Here is a 14684-nt window from a genome sequence, read left to right on the forward strand (position 1 = left end):
TCAGACCTCCTGGGGTGGTGTGTGCGGGGGGCGGGGCACGACGCGGAGGCGTCGTGCCCACAGCCAGATCCCGTGGACGGCGATGAGCAGTGAGACCCGTTGGGGCATCAGGGGCATGGTCAGTATCGAACGGGCGACCCGTCGCGGCGTCGCCGGCTGTGGGACGCCGGTGAACGTCGCGGTGAACGGTTCCATCCCGGGCCGGTCGAGGATGATCGTGACCCCGATGCGGTCGGCGTCGAGGCGGAAGGTCATCCGGTAACGGCCCGACACGTCGTTGAACGGGGAGACGTAGAAGTGCTTGTCGGCCTCGGCGTGTCCGTCGCTGTCGGGGTGGAGCAGATACGCCGTCCGTTCGCCGTAGGTGTTGTGCACCTCCGCGACGACGCAGGTCACCGTTCCGTCGGCGTCGAGACACCAGTACACCGACAGCGGGTCGAACACGTATCCCAGTACGCGCGCGTTGGCGAGCATGAGGATCCGCGAGCCGGGCGCGGGCTCGATCCCGTTGGCGCGCAGGTACGTCTCGACGTTGCGTTTGATCGCGCGGGTGTCGTCGGTGTCGAGCGCACCGAGGTGATCGCGCGCGGAGAACCGGGCGAAGGGCCTCAATGGACGGGGCAGACGCGGCGGCGCGTCGAGGTCGATCAACCACTGGTACACCCGATGACGGAACCGGTGTGCGGTCGCCCCGCGACGTCGGTGGGCGACGTCGCCGGCGACGATCGCGGGCAACGAGGGCAGGTCGAGGGCGGTGGTCACGGGCGCACCGCGATCCCGGTCACCATGAGGCGCCGAGTCCTTCGGCGGCGGCGACGCCGGATCGGCAGCCGTCCTCGTGGAATCCCCACCCGTGATAGGCCCCGGCGAAGGCGGTGGTCGCGGTGGTCAGGGACGGCAGCATCGACTGCGCGGCCACCGCGGCGCGGGTGTACACCGGATGCGCGTAGTCCATGACGTCGATGATCGAGTCGGGGTCGATGAGGTGGCGCGCGTTGAGCGTCACCAGGAAGTCGGTGTCGCTGTCGATGTCCTGCAGTCGGTTCATCCAGTAGGTCACCACCGGGAGTTCGTCGGCGCCCTCGTCCGCGTCGGAGGGGTCGGGTGTCCGGTAGTTCCACGATGCGCGCGCACGCGGCGACCGGGGCAGCAACGACGAATCCGTGTGCAGGACCGCCTCGTTGGGTGAGTAATGGAAGGCCGACAGCAGCGTCTTCTCCGCCTCGGACGGATCGGACAGCATCGACAGGGCCTGGTCGGGGTGAGTCGCCACCACGATCTTGTCGAAGCGGTCACGTCCGCCGCGGGTGTCGACGACGGTGACGCCGGTGTCGGTGCGCGCGATCTCCGCGACCGGGGTGCTCAGGCGGATGTCGTCGATGCCCGCGGCGATGCGGTCGACGTATTCGTGGGAGCCGCCGGTCACCGTGTACCACTGTGGCGATCCGGTGACCGAGAGCATGCCGTGGTTGCGCAGGAACGCGAACAGATAGCGGGCGGGGTAGTCCAACGAGGTCTGCGCGCCCGAGGACCACACGCACGAGACGAGCGGCACCGCGTAGTGCCTGCGGAAGAACGCACCGAAGCGGTGACCCGAGAGGAACTCGCCGTAGGTGGTGAGGTCGGAGTCGTCGGCGGTCTCGAGGAACGCGGCGGCCGCGCGGTGGAACTGTTTGATCTGGACGAGCATCCCGAGGAAACGCGGATCGGCCAGTCGCCAAGGCTGGGCCAGGATGCCGCCCATCCCGCGGCCGCCGGCGTACTGGAAGCGACCGTCGGGGTCGCTGATGCTCATGCTCATCTCGGTGGGCTGGGTGGCCACACCCAGTTCGGTGAACATCCGTCGCAGCAGCGGGTAGGTCTCGGTGTTGTGGACGATGAACCCGGTGTCAATGCGGTGGGTCCGGTCGCCGTCGGGGACCGAATGGGTGTGAGCATGCCCACCCAACCTGTCGTCGGCCTCGTACAGCGTCACCGTGTGACTGCGGCCCAGGACGTGGGCGGCGGTCAGTCCGGCGACACCCGATCCGACGACCGCCACGGACGGCATCGACGGACGTGCGGCGTCCACCATCTCCCACCTCGGATCCTGGGCTCGAATCATGTGCGGCCGGTGTCGGTGCCGGGCGCGCGATCATTATCGCCACATCGGCGACTCCAACTGCATTCGTTGTGTGCCGCGTGCCGGATGGGCGAGGCCGGTTCGGCTCACAGCGCAATCGGACGTCGCCGGGTCGGGCTGCGGCGTCGGCGGGTGAGGATCCCCGCGTCCTGTGCCTACTCTCGGGGTATGAGCATCACGCGGTCGTCGGTCGTCGACGACACCATCGACGAGGTCTTCGCCTGGCACACCCGACCCGGCGCCTTCCACCGGCTGTCACCGCCGTTCGCCCCGATGTCGCTGCGATCGGAGGCGACGTCGATCTCCGACGGGCAGGCCGTGCTCGCACTCCCAGGTGGACTGCCGTGGCGGGCGACCCACGTGCCGTCGGGATACGACCCGCCGCACCAGTTCGTCGACACCCTCACCTCGGTGCCCCTGAAGTTCGTGACGCCGTGGACCCACACCCACCGTTTCGACGCCGTCGGTGACGACCGCACACGCATCACCGACACGGTCGACACCCGCGTCCCCGGGTTCGTGCTGTCGTCGATGTTCGATTTCCGGCATCGCCAGCTCGCCGACGACATCGTCACCCAGAAATGGGCCCGGGCACTGCAGCCGACACCGATCACCTTCGCGATGACCGGTGTCTCGGGGACCATCGGCACCGCGCTGGCCGCATTGGCGACCACCGGCGGGCACCGGGTGATCTCGCTGGTCCGTCGCGAACCCACCGGGCCCGACGAACGGTTCTGGGACACCGCGCATCCCGCGGCGGATCTGCTCGACGGCGTCGACGTCGTCGTCCACCTGGCCGGGGCGTCGATCGCCGGCCGTTTCACCGATTCCCACGTGGCCTCGGTCCGTGACAGTCGCGTCGGTCCCACGCGCGCACTGGCGTCGGTGGCGGCCGCGGCCCATGCCCGCGGCATCGGACCCTCGGTGTTCGTGGCCGGTTCGGCGATCGGCATCTACGGCGACAGCCGCGGCGACGAACGCCTCGAGGAGTCCAGTGCGCCCGGCGCGGGTGTGGTGGCCGACATCGTGCGCGACTGGGAGGCCGCGTGCGACCCGGCACGCGACGCCGGCCTACGGGTCAGCAACATCCGGACCGGAGTGGTGCAGTCCGCGGCGGGCGGCATGCTGAAGTTGCTACGACCCCTGTTCTCGGCCGGACTCGGCGGGCCGATCGGCAACGGGCGTCAATGGTTGTCGTGGATCGGCCTCGAGGACGTCTGCGACGTCTTCTATCGCGCGGCGCTCGACGAACGGGTGAGCGGACCGGTCAACGCGGTGTCGCCCGAGCCGGTGCGGAACGCGGAGTTCACCTCCACGATGGGCTCGGTCCTGCACCGTCCCACGTTCTTCCGCGTACCGGAGTTCGCCCCGAAGCTGCTCCTGACCGAGACGGGTGCGGATTCGTTGGCGTTGGCCGACCAGCGCGTGATGCCCACCGAACTGGAGCGCCTCGGCCACGAGTTCCGGATGCCGCGACTCGCCGACGCGTTGGCGCATCAGTGCGGAAAGTGAGCACACAGGCCGTATCATGAGCGCACTTCGGGTGCCGGGCATGGGCACTCGCCCGGCCGGCGGCCGGTGGTCACGCCCGATCGGGTGACCACACGGGCCGCGGAGAACGAGGAGTGCGTTGATCGTCGAGACGCCCCAACTGATCCTGCGGCCCGTCGGCGCGGGCGACGTGTCGGCACTGGTGGAACTCGACAGTGATCCGGCGGTGATGCGTTACGTGTCCGGAGGTGTCCCCACCCCTCGTGCGGTGATCGAGGACTGGGTGTTGCCCCGTGCGGTGGCCGAGATGTCGTCGCGTCGTGGCGGTGGGATGTGGACGGCGCTCGATCGGTCGACCGGCGAGTTCGTAGGGTGGTTCTCGCTGCGGGCGCCACGGCACGGCACCCAACCCGAACTGGAACTGACCTATCGTCTGCGGCGGGCGGTATGGGGACGAGGTCTGGCGACCGAGGGGGCGCAGACCCTGATGGGCGTCGCGTTCGACGCCCCCGACACCGGTCGGGTCTTCGCGAGCACGATGGCGGTGAACTCCGCATCGCGGCGGGTGATGGAGAAGCTCGGGATGCGTTTGACGGCTTTACATCTCGGCGACGACTCCAGGGCTGACGGTTACGAACGCGGTGAGGTCGAATACGAGTTGCGCCGATCTGACTGGGAGAGCGCACGTTTCGCGTGGGACATCGTCGGGTCGACGACCGGGCTGACGGCCTGAGCACCGCGGGTGGTCTCGTCGCGATCGGTACCACGGCGGACGGTCACGATCCCGCACAGCATCACCACGGCGCCGGCCATCTGAGTCGGTGACATCGACTGTCCCAGCAGCAGCCACGACGCCGTCGCCGAGGTGATCACCTCGATCAGCGCGACGAACGACGCCAGGGTGGGACCCAGCCGTCGGACGGCCGCGATCCCGGTGACGTAGGCGACGGCGGTCGAGATCACGGCCACCGCGATCGCGGCGGTCCACCACGGCAGTTCGCCGCCGGCGAGGGTGACGTCGGTGGTGCTCGCCGCCATCGGCAAGAGTCCGACGGCGCCCGCCACGGCGACGATCGCCGACCCGATCACGAGCCCGCCGCAGGTGAGTGCGACCGGGTCGACGTCGCCGCGTCTGCGTCCGTCCTCGTCGACGCGCACGCTCGGACCGGCGATGAGGAAGTACCCGGCCAGTCCGACAGCAGCGGCGCCGGCCCAGGCGACACCGATCGGATCGACCGACCACCCACCGACACCGCCGACGACCACGGTCACCAACCCCACGATCGCGACGGCGGCACCGAGCAGGGTGACGCGTCCGGCGCGGTGCCCGCCGACGACGCGGCGGTAGACCAACACCAGCACCGGCGCGCTGTATTCGATGAGCAGCGCAACGGCGACGTCGAGATGACGCACGGCGTTGAAGAAGCACAACTGCACCATCGCCACACCCATCACGCCGTAGGCGAGCACCGACAAGGGTGCACGGGCGATGGTCGCGAGGCGGCGGCGTCCGATGACCGCGGTCGGGATCACCAGCACCAGCGCCCCGACCCCCAGGCGCAGCAGCGTCGCCGCCGTCGACGACCATCCGGCGTCGATCAGGGCCGAGGCCAACGGCCCCGACATCCCGAACGACACCGCCGAGACCGCGGCCAACGCCACCCCGGACGTGAGCGATCCGGCCGCCGTCGACGATGTACCCGTGCGTGACATCGGCCCGCCTCTCCTCGTCTTCCGTCGACCCCGGTGGTCACGGACCTCGCGTGTCATGAGCGTCGGGGGCTTACGCTGATGACAAGGAGACACCTTCAACATGTCAGGAGTCAAGATGCGTTTCACTCATGACACCGAGCCCGCACTGGTCGCGGTGACCGCTCTGGTCAACTCCGGTCGCACCGACACCGACACGCTGGCCACGGCCGATGCGCTCCGCGACTTCCTCGCCACGCACGGCTACACCGGCCGCCACGACGGCGACGACGACGAACTGCGAGCGGTGAGAGCCCTGCGCGACCGACTCGCCCGTTTCTGGGATCTCGATCGGGACGCCGCCGCCGAGGAGGTCAACCGCATACTGCGCGAATCGGGCGCCCGACCGTTCATCACGAGACACGACACGACCGACTGGCACATCCACGTCACCGACTCCGATGACCCGCTCGCCGACCGGATCGGGGCCGAGACGGCCATGGCGTTCGTCGACCTCATCCGCGCCGACGAGTTCGGCCGCCTACGGATCTGCGCCGCCGAGGACTGCGAGTGTGTGCTGATCGACATGTCCCGCAACCGTTCCCGGCGTTTCTGCGCCGAGCGCAACTGCGGCAATCGCGCCAGCGTGGCCGCCTACCGCGCCCGTCGGTCGCAGGTCACGCTCTCCTGACCGCCCCGTGTCGCCCGGAACCACTCACCGGTGTCGAGGCGGTCCTGTGAACCTTGTCGCGTGCGAGTCGGACGGATTGACTACCGTTGGCGTCGAGCACGGTCGCGGAGACCGACCCGATCGGTCGTATCTCCCCCAACTCGGTCGAGCCCACGCGTGACCATCGTTTGCGGCAGCCCCACCGCACGTCGACTGACAGGAGAAGCCCATGAGCGCTACGACGGATGGACGACACCCACACCGCGTCGTGGTGATCGGCTCGGGATTCGGCGGCCTGTTCGGCACACAGCGCCTGCGCAAGGCCGATGTCGACGTCACCCTGATCGCCCGCACCACCCACCACCTCTTCCAGCCGATGCTCTACCAGGTCGCCACCGGCATCGTGTCCGAGGGTGAGATCGCCCCCGCCACCCGCGTCATCCTGCGCAACCAGGACAACGCGCAGGTCCTGCTCGGTGACGTCGAGTCGATCGACCTCGAACGCAAGGTCGTCACCTCCCGACTGCTGACCCGCCTCACCGAGACGCCGTTCGACAGCCTCATCGTCGCCGCCGGCGCGGCGCAGTCGTACTTCGGCAACGACCAGTTCGCCGAATTCGCCCCCGGCATGAAGACCATCGACGACGCGCTCGAGCTGCGCGGCCGCATCCTCGGCGCCTTCGAGCAGGCCGAACTGTCGCAGGACCCGGAGGAACGGGCCCGTCTGCTCACCTTCGTCGTGGTCGGCGCCGGTCCGACCGGTGTCGAACTCGCCGGTCAGATCGCGGAGATGTCGGACAAGACCCTCAAGGACACGTTCCGCAACATCGACCCCACGAGCGCGCGGGTGATCCTCCTCGACGCCGCGCCCGCCGTCCTGCCGCCCATGGGCGAGAAGCTGGGTCTCAAGGCGGCCAAACGCCTCGAGGGCATGGGTGTCGAGATCCAGCTCAACGCCATGGTCGTCGATCTCGACTACAACGGGCTCACCGTCAAGGACAAGGACGGCACCACCCGTCGCATCGAGTCGCAGTGCAAGGTGTGGTCGGCCGGCGTCGCGGCGAGTCCCCTCGGCAAGCAGCTCGCCGAGCAGAGCGGTGTCGAACTCGACCGCGCCGGTCGCGTGAAGGTGCAGCCCGACCTGTCGATCCCGGGACACCCCAACGTGTTCGTCGTCGGCGACATGATGTCCATCGACGACGTCCCCGGCATGGCGCAGGGCGCCATCCAGGGCGGGCGGTACGCAGCCGACGCGATCAAGGCCGGTCTGGACGGGCAGAAGCCCGAAGACCGCACGCCCTTCAAGTACCACGACAAGGGGTCGATGGCGACGGTGTCACGGTTCAGTGCCGTGATGAGCGTGCCGATCCCCTTCACCTCGAAGCGATTCGAGACCGAGGGCTTCTTCGCCTGGCTGGGCTGGCTCGCCCTGCACCTGGTCTACATCGTCGGGTTCCGCAGTCGCCTGAGCACCATCATCGACTGGGCGGTGTCGTTCACCACGCGCAACCGGTCGCAGCTCACCGTCACCGAGCAGCAGGTGTATGCGCGCACCGCGATGGACCACCTGCACCATCTGGAAGCCGAGAACAAGGTCGACGAGCCGTCGGGTATCCCCGCCGCCGAGTCACCGACTCCCCCGGCCGCGACGTCCACACCCGACAGCGACGGTCCGGGGCCCGAGGGCACGACCGACGCGCAGGCCGAGGCGGAGAAGAACGTGGCCGATCCCGAGGTGGTCCGCAAGGAGCGTGCCGACGCCGGCTAGAGATCGGTCAGCGCCAGATCGGTCAGCGCCGTGGTCGCGTCGGTGAGCGATGCCGACACCACGGTGGTGAGTGAACCGCCGCAGCGCAGATCCAGTCGTGCGGCGACCGCGGTCGCCGACACCGCTGACGGCCGCGGGTCGGGGTAGACGAACCGGCTGATCAGTGCGGGCCGCGACCGGTCGAGTTCGAGTCGGTGGCGCAGCGCCGCGGCACCGCCGATGTCGACGTGCAACCGGCCCGACCACCGGCCGGCGCCCTCGATGTGCCGTCCGATCTGCACGGTCTCCCCGATCGTCACCGACGCCGTCGACGCCGCGCGCACGACTGTCCGGGTGCGGTGGTCGGCGTCGGCGGCGACGATCGTCGGCAACGGGTCCACCACCAGTTCGGCGTCGTCGGCGACCTCGAGAGTCCACTCCGCATCGGAGACGGTGTCGTCGCGCGACGGCAACGCGATGGTGGCCGCGACGGTGTGCAGGTGCAGGCGCGCGCCGGCCTGCACTTCGACGCCGATGGCGATGCGATCGCCACCCAACGGCGTCGCCGCCGTCGAGATGAGGTGCACCCGGTCGGGGCCGGTCTGCCGAACGGCGAGTCCACCCGTGGCGCGGATCAACGGGGTGCGTCCCCTGCGGGCGATGATGCGCACGTCGGTGTGCATCAGGTCGCGACGCCGGCCACCTCGGCGAGCTGGGTGCGGACCCACGCGAGGACGTCGCTCGCAGCCGGATCGTCGGTCAGGGAGATCAGAGCGGTGGGGCGGCCCTCACGGACACGTGCGGCGTCTCCGGCCATCACGTCGAGGTCCGCGCCGACCAGCGGCGCCAGATCGGTCTTGTTGACGACCAACAGGTCCGAGAACGTGACGCCGGGACCGCCTTTGCGTGGCACCTTGTCGCCGCCGGCGACGTCGATGACGAAGATCTGTACGTCGATCAGTCCCGTGGAGAACGTCGCGGTCAGGTTGTCCCCGCCCGATTCGACCAGGATCAGGTCCAGTGGCGGGTTGGCCGCCACCAGGTCGTCGATCGCGTCGAGGTTGGCGGTGATGTCGTCGCGGATCGCTGTGTGCGGACAGCCACCGGTCTGCACCGCGGTGATCCGTTCGTCGGGCAGGACCGCGTGACGGCGCAGGAAGTCCGCGTCCTCGGTGGTGTAGATGTCGTTGGTGAGCACGGCGACCGAGAGTTCGGAACGCAGTTGCCGACACAGCGCCGCCACGAGCGCGGTCTTGCCCGATCCGACAGGCCCACCGATCCCGATCCGCAGGGCCTCACCGGGGACGCGCACGCGGCGCGGGCGGTCGTGATGGGTGTGGGGTTCGCCGTCGATCAGATGCGGGGGCATGGCGTGGTCCTCTCGGGTGGATCAGGAAGCGAACAGGGGCATGTCGCGTCGTTCGTGACGTTCGGCGAGAACGTCGAAGACGGGATCGGACAGGTCGGCGAGATGGTGTGCGGCGAGGTCGGCGGTGTCCTCGCACACCCCGGCCAGATCCATGGTGATCATCGCGACGTCGGCGGGGTCGAGCGCCAGCAGACGTTGTCCGGCGGTCGCCGACCCGGTCATCGCGGTGTACAGCGACACCAACGCGGTCTGCCGTGCATCGAGACCGCACAACCGCCCGACCGTCCCCGAGATCACCGGTAGATGCGTGCGACCGACATGCGCGGTGAAATCGTGGCCGGGCCACCGGCGACGCGCCAGGCGCAGCATGCCACGTCCCTGCGTCACCGAGGCGGTCCGCGCCGCGGCCGACGGTGTCCGGGCGTCGGTCTCGTGTTGGGCGTCGATCTCGTCGATCCGCTCATCGGCCACCGCCGCGGCGATCGATGCGGCGACGAGTCCCCCGGTGCGGACACGATGTTCGAGGTGGCTGCGCAGGCTCGCGACGTCGGTCACGAGGCGGTCGGCCACCGCCTGCTCGACGCCCGCGGAGTGGACGTGTCCGCCGACGGGCAGGCGGGAATCAGCGAGGGTCAGCATCATCGCCAACGGCATCGGGGCGGTCATCAGAACAGGAAGTAGCGCTGGGCCATCGGCAGCGAGGTCGCCGGCTGCTCCTCCCACACCTCGCCGTCGATGCGGACGGTGAAGGTGTCGGGATCGACGACGATGTCGGGGGTGGCGTCGTTGAGCGGCATGTCGGCCTTGCCCACCGCGCGCACGTTGCCGACCGGCGCCAACCGCCGTCGAACCCCGAGGCGATCGGCAAGACCGTCGTCAAGGGCCTGCTGGGTCACGAAGGTGAGCGAGGTGTCGGCCGCGACCGGCGCGGAGGCACCGAACATCGGACGCGGCAACACCGGCTGCGGGGTCGGGATCGATGCGTTCGCGTCACCCATCGCCGCCCAGGCGATCGCGCCCCCCTTGACCACCACGTGTGGCCTGATGCCGAAGAACGCCGGCTCCCACAGCACGAGATCGGCGAGCTTGCCGACCTCGATCGAGCCGATCTCGTGGTCGAGGCCATGGGCGACCGCGGGACAGATCGTGTACTTCGCGACGTAGCGGCGGGCACGGTTGTTGTCGGCACGGGAGTCACCGGCCAGCGAACCCCGCCGCGACTTCATCACGTGCGCGGTCTGCCAGGTGCGCAGCACGACCTCTCCCACACGCCCCATGGCCTGGGCGTCGGAGCCGATCATCGAGATCGCGCCGATGTCGTGCAGCAAGTCCTCGGCGGCGATGGTCGAAGGCCGGATCCGGCTCTCGGCGAAGGCGAGGTCCTCGGGCACGCTCGGATTCAGGTGGTGGCAGACCATCAGCATGTCGAGGTGCTCGTCGAGGGTGTTGACGGTGTGCGGGCGGGTCGGGTTGGTGGAACTGGGCAGGACGTTGGGAAGGCTTGCGACGGTGATGATGTCGGGTGCGTGACCGCCGCCCGCGCCCTCGGTGTGGTAGGCGTGGATGCCGCGCCCGCCGATCGCGCCGATCGTCTGCTCGACGAAACCGGCCTCGTTGAGGGTGTCGGAATGCAGGGCCACCTGGACGCCGAACTCGTCGGCCACCCGGAGGCTCGCATCGATCGCCGCGGGGGTGCTCCCCCAGTCCTCGTGCACCTTGAACCCGGATGCACCGGCCAGGATCTGCTCGCGCATTGACTCGACGCCGACGGTGTTGCCCTTGCCCAGCAGCGCGATGTTCAGTGGCCAGTGGTCGGTCGCGGCCATCATCGACGCGAGATGCCAGGCGCCCGGGGTGACCGTGGTGGCCTTGCTGCCCTCGGCGGGCCCGGTGCCGCCACCGACCAGGGTCGTGACCCCGTTGCCCAGCGCCTCCTCCATGATCTGCGGGGCGATGAAGTGGACGTGGCAGTCGATCCCACCGGCCGTGACGATCTTGCCGTTGCCCGCGATGATCTCGGTGGACGGGCCGATGACGAGCTGCGGGTGGATCCCGTCCATGGTGTCGGGGTTGCCCGCCTTGCCGAGCGCGACGATGCGTCCATCCCGGATCCCCAGGTCCGCCTTGATGATCCCCCAGTGATCGAGAACGACCACCCCGGTGATGACGGTGTCGGGGCTGCCCTCGGCTCGGGTCGCCCTCGACTGTCCCATCGACTCCCGGATGACCTTGCCGCCTCCGAACACCGCCTCCTCGCCGGCGAGACCCGGCCCGCCACAACGGTCCTCGGTCACCTCGATCAACAGATCGGTGTCGGCCAGACGGATCCGGTCGCCGACGGTGGGACCGAACAGTTCTGCGTATCGGGATCTGGGCAGTGAGGCCATGTCAGTCCAACCTTCCCGGCGGGTCGAGGGAGAGGCCGGGGACCACCCGGGCCCCGCCGAGCGGGATGAGGTCGACGGTCATCTCGATACCCGGTTCGAAACGGACCGCCGTCCCCGCCGGAATGTCGAGACGCCTGCCGTGCGCCTGCTCCCGCGGGAACGACAACGCCGGATTGCACTGTGCGAAGTGGAAGTGGCTGCCGACCTGTACCGGTCGGTCGCCGGTGTTGACGACGACGACCTGCGTGATCGGCGCGCCCGCGTTGATCTCGATCTCGCCCTCGTCGCAGAGGATCTCGCCGGGGACGATGCCGCCGCCCGCGGCCGCCTGCGCGGTCATGAGATCGGGTCGTGGACGGTGACGAGCTTCGTCCCGTCCGGGAACGTGGCCTCCACCTGCACGTCGTGGAGCATCTCGGGTACGCCGACCATCACCTGTTCGCGGGTGAGGACCTCGCGGCCCGTTGCCATGAGTTCGGCGACCGAGCGGCCGTCCCGCGCTCCCTCGAGGACGTGGTCGGTGATGACCGCGATCGACTCGGGATGGTTCAGGAGCAGTCCCCGTCCCTGACGACGACGCGCCAATTCGGCTGCGTAGGAGATCATCAGCCGTTCCTGCTCGTGCAGCGACAGGCGCACGTGCCCTCCTCACCGACGTCGGTTCCCTCCCGGCAGATCCGATCCCACCGGCCGGGGAGCCCTCATAGTGCCACGCGACCCGCGGGCTGGCGCGGCGACGACCGAGCCCTCAGACCGGTCGGCGGCCCGCGGCCAGGGCGGCCACTCGGACCGGGGTGACCACGGGGGCGCGTGCCGCGACGTCGTCGTGGGTGAAGGCGCCGCACGCCCATCCGCGCGCCACCACGGTGGCCATCGCCCGCGCGGTGGCCGGCTCGTCGAGCACCCCGCTGTCGGAGACGGCACCGGTGTCACCGTCGGAGACGGCATCCGTGTCGCTGTCCCCGACAAGGCGCTCGAGGTGGTTCCCGAGACGCTCGACGGCTGCGGGCATCGCCTCGGCGAAGAACGTCTGTACGGCCAGCCACCGGGTCACCAGATGTCCCGGGTGCATGTCCCAGCCCTGGTAGATGCCCCGTTCGAGCGAACGCCGCACCAGCCGGTGGTGGCGTCGTAGGGCCGAGGCGACCCGTTCGGGGTCGCCGGTCGGCACGACCTGTGTCGATCCATCGCTGACCCAGACCCCGGTCTGCGCCGCGGCGGCGAGCATGACCGCCTTGGCGTGGTCGGCAACAGGGTGTTCGAGCGATTGATGCGCCGACACGATGCCCATCGCGGCGCTGTAATCGTAGGTGCCGTAGTGCAATCCGCTCAGTCGAGGACCCGAGCGGTGGATGGCGGCGGCCACCGTGGCGGTGCCGTCGAAGCCGATCACCGCCTGCGGGCTCTCGATCTGCAGCTCGAACCGGACGGTGTTCGCGTCGAGTCCGTGGGCATGTTCGATCTCCTCGCACAGCGCGACGACGGCGTCGACCTGTTCGACCGCGCGCAGCTTCGGCACGGTGAACACGAAACCGTCGGGCACACCGCCGGCGCCGTCGAGGACGGCCTCCATGCTGCGCAGCCCGCGGCGGCGTTCGGCCGGTCCGAGTCCCTTGCAGCGCACCCCTGAGGACAACCGGGGCCCGGTGCCGGTGCGCGACCAGTGGGCGAGGACCTCGCCCGCTGCGCGGGCGTGGGCGTCCTCGACGTCGTCGGGTCGGTTCCCGTACCCGTCCTCGAGGTCGATGCGCAGGTCGTCGACGGCTGCGCGGCGCAGGCGCGCGATCACGGCATCGACCGCGGCGTCCGAGGAGAGTCCCACGAGCACAGGTCGGTTCGCGTCGGCGACCGACAGTGCCTCGGTCGCCCACTGCGCGACGGTGTCGTGGCCCACGACGTCGGCGCCGACGTACACGGTGTGCACGGGTTGTTCACCGGCCCGGACGTCGGGGTACATGGCGTCGAGTCGTGCGTCGACGGTGTCGAGGATCGTGTCCATCCGCTCGCCGACACGATCGGCCAGGCCGGTCATCTCGGGGTGCTCAGGACGGTCGGTTGTCGAGATTCTGCAGGCGGACGCGCCCCTGGGCGACCAACCGGTCGTCGGCATCGGTGATGTCGACCTGCCACAGCTGCTGCGAACGTCCGCGGTGGATCGGCACCGCTCGACCGGTCACCGTGCCGGTGCGCACTGCCTTGAGGAAGTCGGTCGAGTTGTTGACCCCCACGACGCTCGCGGGCAAACCTTTGTCCTGCAACCACGTCGCCGCCGACACCGACGCCAGCGACTCGACGAGCGCGCAGTAGGTGCCCCCGTGGACGATCCCGTACGGCTGGTGGTGGACGGCGCCCGCCTCGAAGCTCGCGACGGAACCATCGCCGCTGATCGTCGAGTAATCGAAGCCGAGGGTGGCATCGAGTCCGCTGCTCACCATGTCGGTCATCGACAGTTCGTCTGCCACGGGAACTCCTTCGGGGGTCGGATGACGTGACCCTATGCCACGACCGCGAGACGAGATCGGGGGAGAAAACCGACAGGCCCCACACCCGGGGGTGTGAGGCCTGCCGTGGCGTGGACCGGGGGTCTCTGCAGCCCTCAGGACGCTCGCGCGGTCCGACGTTGGATTTAAGATAGGCTACCCTTATTCAATCCGTCAAGGTGGATGCACAAACTGGTCGCCGTGGCCAGTATCGCGATCGCGGGGCCTGCGGTGACGCCCCGCACCCCGTACATCGGTAAACTCTGGAGGATGAGCGGTTTGGGTGATCTGGAACGCGCGGTCATGGACAATCTCTGGTCCAGCGACCGCCCGCAGACGGTGCGACAGGTTCATGCGGCGTTGTCGCGTGACCGTGAGCTGGCCTACACCACCGTCATGACCGTACTGCAGAGGTTGGCGAAGAAGAACCTGGTCACGCAGATCCGCGACGACCGCGCCCACCAGTACTCCCCCACCCACCCGCGTGAGCATCTCGTCGCGAGCCTGATGGTCGACGCGCTCAGTGAGGCCGACGAATCGACGTCGCGGCACGCCGCCCTGGTCTCCTTCGTGGGACGCGTCGGCGCCGACGAGGCCGACGCGCTGCGACGCGCACTCGACGAGCTCGAGGCCGCCCGTCCCGACTCCGGAACCCGCTGATCGGTCCGGCGCATGTGTGCCTGGAAGACCTGCTCTCCCGGGTAGAATCGCGGTGTCACCCGCCGCGCA

At 69.3% G+C, this 14684-nt stretch carries 16 protein-coding genes; 5 read left to right on the plus strand and 11 right to left on the minus strand.

Annotated elements, in window-relative coordinates:
* Both ACLBW1_RS19950 and ACLBW1_RS19955 read right to left on the minus strand, forming a co-directional pair.
* Entirely contained in the window at nt 1–762 is a 762-nt protein-coding gene (locus ACLBW1_RS19950; protein WP_447813519.1) for a DUF1365 domain-containing protein, read from the minus strand.
* 19 nt (nt 763–781) lie between these two features.
* Nucleotides 782–2074, minus strand: coding sequence for an NAD(P)/FAD-dependent oxidoreductase (locus ACLBW1_RS19955; protein ID WP_447813520.1), 1293 nt, complete (start codon nt 2072–2074; stop codon nt 782–784).
* 216 nt (nt 2075–2290) lie between these two features.
* Between ACLBW1_RS19955 and ACLBW1_RS19960 the strand changes: the two genes are divergently transcribed.
* Complete coding sequence (locus ACLBW1_RS19960) at nt 2291–3634, plus strand: TIGR01777 family oxidoreductase (protein WP_447813521.1); 1344 nt, start codon at nt 2291–2293, stop codon at nt 3632–3634.
* 118 nt (nt 3635–3752) lie between these two features.
* A complete protein-coding gene (locus ACLBW1_RS19965) occupies nt 3753–4346 on the plus strand; it encodes a GNAT family N-acetyltransferase (protein WP_447813522.1) in 594 nt (197 codons plus the stop codon).
* Here ACLBW1_RS19965 and ACLBW1_RS19970 read toward each other — a convergent pair.
* A complete protein-coding gene (locus tag ACLBW1_RS19970) occupies nt 4244–5326 on the minus strand; it encodes an EamA family transporter (RefSeq protein WP_447813523.1) in 1083 nt (360 codons plus the stop codon). The genes ACLBW1_RS19965 and ACLBW1_RS19970 overlap by 103 nt on opposite strands.
* 115 nt (nt 5327–5441) lie before the next feature.
* Between ACLBW1_RS19970 and ACLBW1_RS19975 the strand changes: the two genes are divergently transcribed.
* Nucleotides 5442–5993: a CGNR zinc finger domain-containing protein gene (locus tag ACLBW1_RS19975; RefSeq protein WP_447813524.1), complete on the plus strand. Its 552-nt coding sequence runs from the start codon at nt 5442–5444 to the stop codon at nt 5991–5993.
* A gap of 208 nt (nt 5994–6201) precedes the next feature.
* Complete coding sequence (locus ACLBW1_RS19980; RefSeq protein WP_447813525.1) at nt 6202–7740, plus strand: NAD(P)/FAD-dependent oxidoreductase; 1539 nt, start codon at nt 6202–6204, stop codon at nt 7738–7740.
* On the opposite strand, the gene ACLBW1_RS19985 is transcribed toward ACLBW1_RS19980, so the two are convergent.
* The 8 genes from ACLBW1_RS19985 to ACLBW1_RS20020 form a co-directional block, all read right to left on the minus strand.
* Nucleotides 7737–8402, minus strand: a complete 666-nt coding sequence (locus ACLBW1_RS19985) for an urease accessory protein UreD (protein ID WP_447813526.1) — start codon at nt 8400–8402, stop codon at nt 7737–7739. The genes ACLBW1_RS19980 and ACLBW1_RS19985 overlap by 4 nt on opposite strands.
* Entirely contained in the window at nt 8402–9088 is a 687-nt protein-coding gene (gene ureG, locus ACLBW1_RS19990; protein WP_447813527.1) for an urease accessory protein UreG, read from the minus strand. Before ureG ends, ACLBW1_RS19985 begins: the two co-directional genes overlap by 1 nt.
* Before the next feature lie 21 nt (nt 9089–9109).
* Nucleotides 9110–9754 carry an urease accessory protein UreF gene (locus ACLBW1_RS19995; RefSeq protein WP_447813528.1) on the minus strand — a complete coding sequence of 215 codons (645 nt, stop codon included), beginning with the start codon at nt 9752–9754 and terminating at the stop codon, nt 9110–9112.
* A complete protein-coding gene (locus tag ACLBW1_RS20000) occupies nt 9754–11475 on the minus strand; it encodes an urease subunit alpha (protein WP_447813529.1) in 1722 nt (573 codons plus the stop codon). The genes ACLBW1_RS19995 and ACLBW1_RS20000 overlap by 1 nt, the downstream gene beginning before the upstream one ends.
* Nucleotide 11476: 1 nt before the next feature.
* Nucleotides 11477–11815 (minus strand): urease subunit beta, encoded by a 339-nt coding sequence (locus ACLBW1_RS20005; RefSeq protein ID WP_447813530.1) that lies wholly within the window; start codon nt 11813–11815, stop codon nt 11477–11479.
* Entirely contained in the window at nt 11812–12114 is a 303-nt protein-coding gene (locus tag ACLBW1_RS20010) for an urease subunit gamma (protein WP_447813531.1), read from the minus strand. Before ACLBW1_RS20010 ends, ACLBW1_RS20005 begins: the two co-directional genes overlap by 4 nt.
* A gap of 109 nt (nt 12115–12223) precedes the next feature.
* On the minus strand, nt 12224–13507 hold the full coding sequence (locus ACLBW1_RS20015; RefSeq protein ID WP_447813532.1) for a DUF6986 family protein: 1284 nt from the start codon (nt 13505–13507) through the stop codon (nt 12224–12226).
* A gap of 10 nt (nt 13508–13517) precedes the next feature.
* Nucleotides 13518–13937 carry a PaaI family thioesterase gene (locus tag ACLBW1_RS20020; RefSeq protein ID WP_447813533.1) on the minus strand — a complete coding sequence of 140 codons (420 nt, stop codon included), beginning with the start codon at nt 13935–13937 and terminating at the stop codon, nt 13518–13520.
* A 288-nt stretch (nt 13938–14225) separates the two neighbouring features.
* Here ACLBW1_RS20020 and ACLBW1_RS20025 point away from each other — a divergent pair, with 288 nt between their 5' ends.
* Nucleotides 14226–14615, plus strand: a complete 390-nt coding sequence (locus ACLBW1_RS20025; protein WP_447813534.1) for a BlaI/MecI/CopY family transcriptional regulator — start codon at nt 14226–14228, stop codon at nt 14613–14615.
* Nucleotides 14616–14684 lie beyond the last annotated feature (69 nt).

The sequence above is a fragment of the Williamsia sp. M5A3_1d genome (genome assembly GCF_053345315.1).

Bases quoted from the DNA above. Each gene is read 5' to 3' on its own strand.
- ACLBW1_RS19955 (WP_447813520.1), bottom strand. From the start codon at position 2,074: ATGGTGGACGCCGCACGTCCGTCGATGCCGTCCGTGGCGGTCGTCGGA.
- ACLBW1_RS19960 (WP_447813521.1), top strand. From the start codon at position 2,291: ATGAGCATCACGCGGTCGTCGGTCGTCGACGACACCATCGACGAGGTC.
- ACLBW1_RS19970 (WP_447813523.1), bottom strand. From the start codon at position 5,326: ATGTCACGCACGGGTACATCGTCGACGGCGGCCGGATCGCTCACGTCC.
- ACLBW1_RS19975 (WP_447813524.1), top strand. From the start codon at position 5,442: ATGCGTTTCACTCATGACACCGAGCCCGCACTGGTCGCGGTGACCGCT.
- ACLBW1_RS19980 (WP_447813525.1), top strand. From the start codon at position 6,202: ATGAGCGCTACGACGGATGGACGACACCCACACCGCGTCGTGGTGATC.
- ACLBW1_RS19985 (WP_447813526.1), bottom strand. From the start codon at position 8,402: ATGCACACCGACGTGCGCATCATCGCCCGCAGGGGACGCACCCCGTTG.
- ureG (WP_447813527.1), bottom strand. From the start codon at position 9,088: ATGCCCCCGCATCTGATCGACGGCGAACCCCACACCCATCACGACCGC.
- ACLBW1_RS19995 (WP_447813528.1), bottom strand. From the start codon at position 9,754: ATGACCGCCCCGATGCCGTTGGCGATGATGCTGACCCTCGCTGATTCC.
- ACLBW1_RS20000 (WP_447813529.1), bottom strand. From the start codon at position 11,475: ATGGCCTCACTGCCCAGATCCCGATACGCAGAACTGTTCGGTCCCACC.
- ACLBW1_RS20005 (WP_447813530.1), bottom strand. From the start codon at position 11,815: ATGACCGCGCAGGCGGCCGCGGGCGGCGGCATCGTCCCCGGCGAGATC.
- ACLBW1_RS20015 (WP_447813532.1), bottom strand. From the start codon at position 13,507: ATGACCGGCCTGGCCGATCGTGTCGGCGAGCGGATGGACACGATCCTC.
- ACLBW1_RS20025 (WP_447813534.1), top strand. From the start codon at position 14,226: ATGAGCGGTTTGGGTGATCTGGAACGCGCGGTCATGGACAATCTCTGG.